8 protein-coding genes are annotated in these 6,378 nt (G+C 69.2%); 1 reads left to right on the top strand and 7 read right to left on the bottom strand.

Annotated elements, in window-relative coordinates; genetic code table 11:
* From V7702_RS16270 to V7702_RS16255, 4 genes are all read right to left on the bottom strand, one after another.
* On the bottom strand, positions 1-455 hold a 455-nt coding region (locus tag V7702_RS16270), incomplete at its 3' end, for a 3-deoxy-D-manno-octulosonic acid transferase (RefSeq protein WP_335651130.1).
* Positions 452-1,426 carry a cation diffusion facilitator family transporter gene (locus V7702_RS16265; protein ID WP_335651129.1) on the bottom strand — a complete coding sequence of 325 codons (975 nt, stop codon included), beginning with the start codon at positions 1,424-1,426 and terminating at the stop codon, positions 452-454. The genes V7702_RS16270 and V7702_RS16265, both read right to left, overlap by 4 nt.
* Before the next feature lie 4 nt (positions 1,427-1,430).
* Positions 1,431-2,162, bottom strand: coding sequence for a lysophospholipid acyltransferase family protein (locus tag V7702_RS16260; RefSeq protein ID WP_335651128.1), 732 nt, complete (start codon positions 2,160-2,162; stop codon positions 1,431-1,433).
* On the bottom strand, positions 2,159-3,940 hold the full coding sequence (locus tag V7702_RS16255) for an ABC transporter ATP-binding protein (RefSeq protein ID WP_335651127.1): 1,782 nt from the start codon (positions 3,938-3,940) through the stop codon (positions 2,159-2,161). Before V7702_RS16255 ends, V7702_RS16260 begins: the two co-directional genes overlap by 4 nt.
* Before the next feature lie 108 nt (positions 3,941-4,048).
* On the opposite strand from V7702_RS16255, the gene V7702_RS16250 reads away from it, so the two are divergent.
* Positions 4,049-4,714, top strand: a complete 666-nt coding sequence (locus tag V7702_RS16250) for a fused DSP-PTPase phosphatase/NAD kinase-like protein (RefSeq protein WP_335651126.1) — start codon at positions 4,049-4,051, stop codon at positions 4,712-4,714.
* Between the two features lie 88 nt (positions 4,715-4,802).
* On the opposite strand, the gene V7702_RS16245 is transcribed toward V7702_RS16250, so the two are convergent.
* The 3 genes from V7702_RS16245 to V7702_RS16235 form a co-directional block, all read right to left on the bottom strand.
* Positions 4,803-5,324 carry a hypothetical protein gene (locus V7702_RS16245; RefSeq protein ID WP_335651125.1) on the bottom strand — a complete coding sequence of 174 codons (522 nt, stop codon included), beginning with the start codon at positions 5,322-5,324 and terminating at the stop codon, positions 4,803-4,805.
* A 43-nt stretch (positions 5,325-5,367) separates the two neighbouring features.
* A complete protein-coding gene (locus V7702_RS16240; protein WP_335651124.1) occupies positions 5,368-5,643 on the bottom strand; it encodes a hypothetical protein in 276 nt (91 codons plus the stop codon).
* Between the two features lie 290 nt (positions 5,644-5,933).
* A partial coding sequence (locus V7702_RS16235; protein WP_335651123.1) for a class I SAM-dependent methyltransferase occupies positions 5,934-6,378 on the bottom strand: 445 nt, incomplete at its 5' end.

Genomic DNA, 6,378 nt, shown 5'->3' with positions numbered 1-6,378 from the left:
CGTTCGGCCGCCCCCATGATGAGATTGGGCCAAAGCTCACTCTCCACCAGGATTCCCGCAGCCGGGCGCCAGTGGTCGAGGAAGCCCGCCACCGCCCGAGGGCCGTCCACCGGGGCGTATTGATGGATCACGCCGGCCGGCAGGCGCCGTGACAGGAGCTCGGCCGCCGTGCGGGTGCCGGAGGTGACCAGCAGATTCAGGTCCGGCCGGCGCTCGATGAGCGCCTCCACCAGCGGCAGGAGGGAGACGCTTTCGCCGACGCTCACCCCGTGCAGCCAGATGATGTCGCCGGGCGGCCGGGCGCAGCGGGGTTGGCCCAGGCGCTCGTCCAGCCGCTCAGGATCCTCCTTGCCCCGCCGGGCGCGGGCGCGCAGCAGGCGCGGCGCCAGGGGCTCGAGTGCGGCAAGGGCCAGGCGATAGGCGGTGAGGCCAAGGGAGCGGGGACGGGGCTTCACACCACCTCAGCCGGATAGAGCCGGCAGTGGGCGCCCTCGCCTGTCTCCACCTGCAAGGTGGCGTGGCCGATGCCGAACCGCCCCTGCAGCCCCTCGCAGGCTGTGTGCAGGAAGCCGTCCGGGTCCGCATGGTCGGGGCGGGTGAGGTGGACGGTAAGCGCCGTCTCAGTGGTGCTCATGGCCCAGATGTGCAGGTCGTGAATGTCGGTCACCCCGGGTAGGCCGGCGAGCCAGGCGCGGACGGCCTCGACATCGATCCCCCGGGGGGCGGCGTCCAGGGCCAGGTCGACAGAGTCTCGCAAGAGCCCCCAGGTGCCGATCAGGATCACCGCCACGATCAAGAGGCTCAGCACCGGGTCGAGCCAGTAGAGGCTGGTGAGCGCGATGACGCCGGCCCCGATCACCACGGCCAGGGAGACCGCCGCATCGGCGGCCATGTGCAGGAAGGCGCCGCGGATGTTCAGGTCGCCCTTGGCGCCGCCCATGAACATCAGCGCCGTGGCGGTGTTGATGACCACGCCGATCGCCGCGACGATCATCACCGGGGCGGCGGCGACTTCCGCAGGATCGGCGATCCGCCGCACGGCTTCCGAGACGATGGCGCCGACCGCCACCAGCAGCAGGATGGCGTTGGCGAGCGACGCCAGGATGGTCGCCTTGCGCAGGCCATAGGTCCGGCGCCCCGTCGGCTTGCGCCTGGCGAGGCTGGCGGCGCCCCAGGCCAGCAGCAGGCTCATCACGTCCGACAGGTTGTGGCCGGCGTCGGCCAGCAGGGCGAGCGAGCCGAACCACAGGCCAGCCGCCACCTCGGCGGCGACGAAGCCGCTGTTCAGGACCACGCCGATGGCGAAGGCCCGGCCGAAATCCTTGGGCGCGTGATGATGGTGGCCGCCGAGCCCGTGACTGTGCCCATGACCATGGTCATGGTCAGGGGCGTCGTCGTGGTGATGGTCGGGATGGTCGTGCGCCATGGCCCTATGTCTCATCCGCCGCCGTGGCAGGCAACGGCGCGGCGCCCACCAGGGCCTCGGCTCGGCGGGTGGCGGCCGAGAGGCGGGCCGACCAGTCGGCGCAAAGCTCGGCGATCTCTTGGTCCTGGGCCTCGGCCGGCGCATAGAAGGGGCCGTCCCAGACCACGGCCCCGCGTCCGAAGGGGGCGGCCAGCATGACCTTGTCCCAGCTGTCGAGCCGCAGGGACGGCGCGGCCGCCAGGCCCATCAGGAAGACGGGCGCCTGGGTGCGTTTGGCGATCTGCACCGCGCCTGGGGCCACGACCTCATTGGGGCCGCGGGGACCGTCGGGGCTGATGATCAGGGCGCCCCCGTCGCCCACGAAGCCCAGGGCCTGGCGAAAGCCGGCCACAGCGGCGCGGGCCTTGGCCGAGTCGCCCTTCTTGGCCGAGGACATGCGGATCGAGGGAAAGCCCACCCGGTCCAGGGCCTGGGCGACGAACTCCCCATCCGAGGAGGGGGAGACCAGCACCTGGGTCTTGCCCCTGGGCCACCATTTGGGGGCCGTCGCCAGGGACAGCGGAATGCGTCCGTGCCACATCAGGGCCAGCAGCCCAGTCCTGTCGGTCAGGAAGGGCTCCAGGCAGGCGTCATCCACGTGCCGCCAGCGGACGGTCTTCAGGATCAGCTGCAGATAGGCGGCCAGCAGCCAGCCCAGGACCGCCTGCACGGCCGGGCGCCGGAACAGGTCCTTCACGCCGCGCTCTCCGTCTCCAGGTCCTGGCTCTTGGCCAGCCGGGCATAGAGGCCCTGGGCCTGGACCAGGCTGGCATGGTCGCCGGTCTCCACCACCTGGCCGCGGTCGATCACATAGATGCGGTCGGCGCCGCGCACGGTCGACAGACGGTGGGCGATGAGCATGGTGGTGCGACCCGCCATCAGGCGGGTCAGGGCGGCCTGCACCTGGGCTTCGCTCTCGGTGTCCAGCGCGCTGGTGGCTTCGTCCAGCAGCAGGATGGGGGCGTCCTTCAGGAAGGCCCGGGCGATGGCGATCCGCTGGCGCTGGCCGCCAGAGAGCCGCGCGCCGGCCTCGCCCACCAGGGTGGCGTAGCCGGCCGGAAGCTCGGAGATGAAGTCATGGGCGGCGGCGGCCAGGGCGGCGGCTTCGATCTCGGCCTCGGTGGCCTGCGGCCTCGCATAGGCGATGTTGGCGCGGATGGTGTCGTCGAACAGGAAGGGCTCCTGGGTCACCAGGGCGATCTGCTCGCGCAGGGAGGCCAGCGTCAGGTCGCGGACGTCCGTTCCGTCGATGGTCACCTTGCCGGCGGTCACGTCATAGAAGCGCGGGATCAGGTTCAGGATGGTGCTCTTGCCGCCGCCCGAAGGGCCGACCAGGGCGATGGTCTCTCCGCGCTTGGCGCTCAAGGTCACCCCGGTCAGCGCCGGCGCCCCCTCGCCATAGGCGAAGCTGACCTCTTCGAAGGCGATGGCCCCGTCGCTGCGCGGCGCGGTGCGGGCGTTGGCCGGCTCCCGGATCAGCGGCTCGACGTCCAGGGCTTCGAACAGCCGCCGCGCCCCGGCCAGGCCCTCGGCGAACACGGTCTGAAGATTGGCCAATTGCCGCAGGGACTGGGACGCCATGCCCAGCGCGCCGATGAAGGCCACGAAGGCGCCGACATTCATCGCGCCGCTGGCGGCCCGCCAGCCGGCATAGGCCATCACCCCGGCCACGATCAGGGTCATCAGGGTCTCGGTGGCCGGCGCCGCGGCCGCCCGGGCGTTGGCGCCCTTGACCAGATGGGCCTGGCGCCTGGCCACCACCTCGGCCACCCGGGCCTCTTCGAAGGCTTCGCGGTTCTCGATCTTGACGACGCGGACCCCGTCGAGGCTCTCCATGATGGCGGTCGACAGCGCCGAGGTCTCGGCCATGGCGCCCTTGGCGGCCTTGGTGGTCTTCCTGGAGAACCGCCGCATGATGCCGGTGGCCAGCGGCGCGGCCAGCAGGATGGCCAGGGTCAGGATGGCGTCGTTCGACACCATGACCAGAACCGCCCCGATCACGGTCAGGAAATGCTGGGTGTAGTTGACGAGGCCAGAGGTGGCCGCCTCGCGGATCAGGCCGGCGTCATAGAGCACCGAGGAGACATAGGCGCCCGAATGCTGCCCCCGCAGGCGGGCGAGGTCGGCCCGGACCAGCTTGCCGAACAGCTGCACCTGCACGTCGCCGACGACGCCATTACCGATCCAGTTGACCAGGGAGGCCTGGGTCACCTGGGCGACCCCGCGCAGGATGGCGTAGCCGGCGATGGCCAGCGGAATGGCCCAGATGGCGCCGGGCTTCTGCACCACCAGCAGGTCGTTGATCGCCGGCTCCAGAATCTGGACCAGCTTGGCGCTGGAGAAGGCGACGACGATGGCGGCTGCCAGCGCCAGGGCGAACCCCTTCCAGCGCGGCTTCAGATAGACCTGCGCGATGCGGCCGATCAGGACGCGGGCGGGCGTCTTGTCAGGCTCCGGGGTGGCCGTGGAACTCATGGCCCTGGCGTCGTCCGTCGCGGCCTGCAAGTCAAGTCAACGGCAGGGCTCAAGGCTTCCGTTGGACGGCCCGAACGCCTAGTTATGCGGCAAATCCCGGAGCGCCCCTTGGCCCAATTCGACCTCAGCACCCCCGAAGGCCGCAAGCGCGCCCTGCGGGACTATATGTGGAACGACCACGCCTTCCTGCGCCTGCGCTTCCAGAACGCCCACTGGATCAGCGAGGAGCTGGTGCGCACCAACCAGCCCTCGCCCGAGCAGCTGGCCGGCTGGAAGGCGCGGGGAATCAAGACGATCATCAACCTGCGCGGCGGGTTCGACGGCAGCTTCCACGTGCTTGAAAAGGCCGCCTGCGAAGAGCTGGGCCTGACCCTGGTGGACTTCACCATCACGTCTCGCGAGGTTCCCAGCCGCGCCCGGGTGCTGGGCGCGCGGGACCTGTTTGAGTCCATCGAATATCCGGCCCTGATGCACTGCAAGTCCGGGGCGGACCGGGCGGGCATCATGAGCGTCTTCTACATGCACTTCCGCAAGGGCAAGACGATCCGCGAGGCGCTGGACCAGCTGCACCTGCGCTACCTGCACATGAAGGCCGGCAAGACCGGCGTGCTGGACTACACCTTCGAGCGATACCTGGCCGAGGGCGAACCCGCCGGCCTCTCCTTCATCGAATGGGTCGAAAGCCCCGCCTACGACCCCGACGCCATCAAGGCCGACTTCCGCAGCCAGTGGTGGGGGAATCTCTTCACTGAGCGGCTGCTGAAGCGGGAGTAGCGGGCGGGGGGCCTCAAGAGGGGACACGAAGGACACCAAGGAGCGCAAAGGGCACGAAGCGAGGCGGCAAATCCTATCCTACGATCAGTCAGTCCCAGACGAAGCGTGGGCGAAGGCTGCAGCCCAAGGGGTCTTCCCCCTCCTCGAATAGCTGCACCCTACCGATGGCCTTCAGCTGGTCAGAGTTCAATGGTCTGTTGGAGCTGAAGTAAGCAGCGCCATGACCCCCATTCCAAATGGCGATCTCATACTGCTTGTCCACCCGGCGCTGGGCGAACCTAGCTGGTTTTGAGTCTGTTTGACTCTTAACGATCCGCCCCGGTGGCCGACTGGCCCAGCCTATTCCGTACACATCCAGCGATCCAAACGGCCCCTCCCAACGGAAGCTCCCGCCGTGGATTCCGCCCCCTAGCGTCGTGATCTTCTCGCCCGGCAAAAGATCGATGATCGTCGAGTAGCCGCAGAAGCGCGCAGGGCCTTCGATCTCGCTCGCGTCGGCGAACATCGGAAATGAGAGGGCTATGACCGCAGCCACAGCCATCCGCCTAAGGGCGTCCCGGAGCTGCACCGCTGCCAGGCCTATGCGGCTGTCGTTCAGCAAATCCACCATCTCCGAACCGCTCTGGGCCCTCGCCCGCCGAGGGGCCAACCCTCTACCGCACCGTTTCCTTCTCCCGCGGCGCCGACACCTTCTGGGGCCTGGCCTGGGCCTTGGGTTTGGGGAGCAGCCTGAACCGCGACTGGCACCAGGCGAAGTCGATGCCGACATCGATCAGGGCGTCGGAGCTGCCGCAGGGGCAGGGGAAGTCCATCACCGCCCAGACCCGGTAGGTCTCGCCGGCCTGCAGGGGCACCGGCCGGCCGTTGACGTGATTGGGGGCCGCATTGACGCACAGAACCAGATCGCCAGGGCCGACCGCATCGCTCATCGCACTCTCCGTTTCGCCGAGGGTGATACTAGACCCAGCGCTCCCACGCGTCATGCTCGGGCTTGTCCCGAGCATCCCTGTCGAGGGCGGGCGCAAGCGTCGAGAGGGATTCCCGGCACAAGGCCGGGAATGACGTGTGGGGGGTTGCGAGGCCGGGTCTATGGCCGCGCCTCCGCCCTCGTCCTTCGAGGCCCGGCTTTCGCTGGGCGCCTCAGGATGAGGACGGAGGCCTTGGCCATTTGCGGCTGGGGGACCTTCACCGCCGCGCGCCGTCCGCCGCCAACGCCTGCTTACTTGACGGCGGTCACAAGGGCGAAGGACAGCAGTTCGCCGCCGTCCGCCTCGAGCATGGCGATGACGCTATCCTTATCCGGCGAGTGTCCGGCCCGGGTCCAGCGCAGCCAGTCCGCCCAGCCGTCGGCCTGCATACGGGCAGAGGTGACGCTCACCAGCTCGGTGATCGCCCAATGGAACCGCCACCAATCGGCGCTGTGCCACGCCATGGCCTCCCAGCCGACGCAGGCCTTGATGTGGGGCGGGATCTGGCCAAGGTCGCGGACGTCTCGGCGCATCGCAGGCGTGGCGATGCCGAGGCGCCCGCCGGGCTTCAGAAATCGGGTGATGTAGGCCAGGTAGGTGTCAGCCGTTCCGAAGTACTCATAGGCGTCGATGCACACGATGGCGTCGAACGCATTGGCCTCGAACGGAAGCGCGTGCGCTTCGGCGCGTACCGCC

This window comes from Phenylobacterium sp. (genome assembly GCF_036963605.1).
GTDB lineage: Bacteria > Pseudomonadota > Alphaproteobacteria > Caulobacterales > Caulobacteraceae > Phenylobacterium.
The sequence above is the reverse complement of the archived record's forward strand: the minus strand, read 5'-3'. Positions and strand labels throughout refer to the sequence as shown.

Bases quoted from the DNA above. Each gene is read 5' to 3' on its own strand.
- V7702_RS16240 (WP_335651124.1), bottom strand. From the start codon at position 5,643: ATGAGCGATGCGGTCGGCCCTGGCGATCTGGTTCTGTGCGTCAATGCG.
- V7702_RS16245 (WP_335651125.1), bottom strand. From the start codon at position 5,324: ATGGTGGATTTGCTGAACGACAGCCGCATAGGCCTGGCAGCGGTGCAG.
- V7702_RS16255 (WP_335651127.1), bottom strand. From the start codon at position 3,940: ATGAGTTCCACGGCCACCCCGGAGCCTGACAAGACGCCCGCCCGCGTC.
- V7702_RS16265 (WP_335651129.1), bottom strand. From the start codon at position 1,426: ATGGCGCACGACCATCCCGACCATCACCACGACGACGCCCCTGACCAT.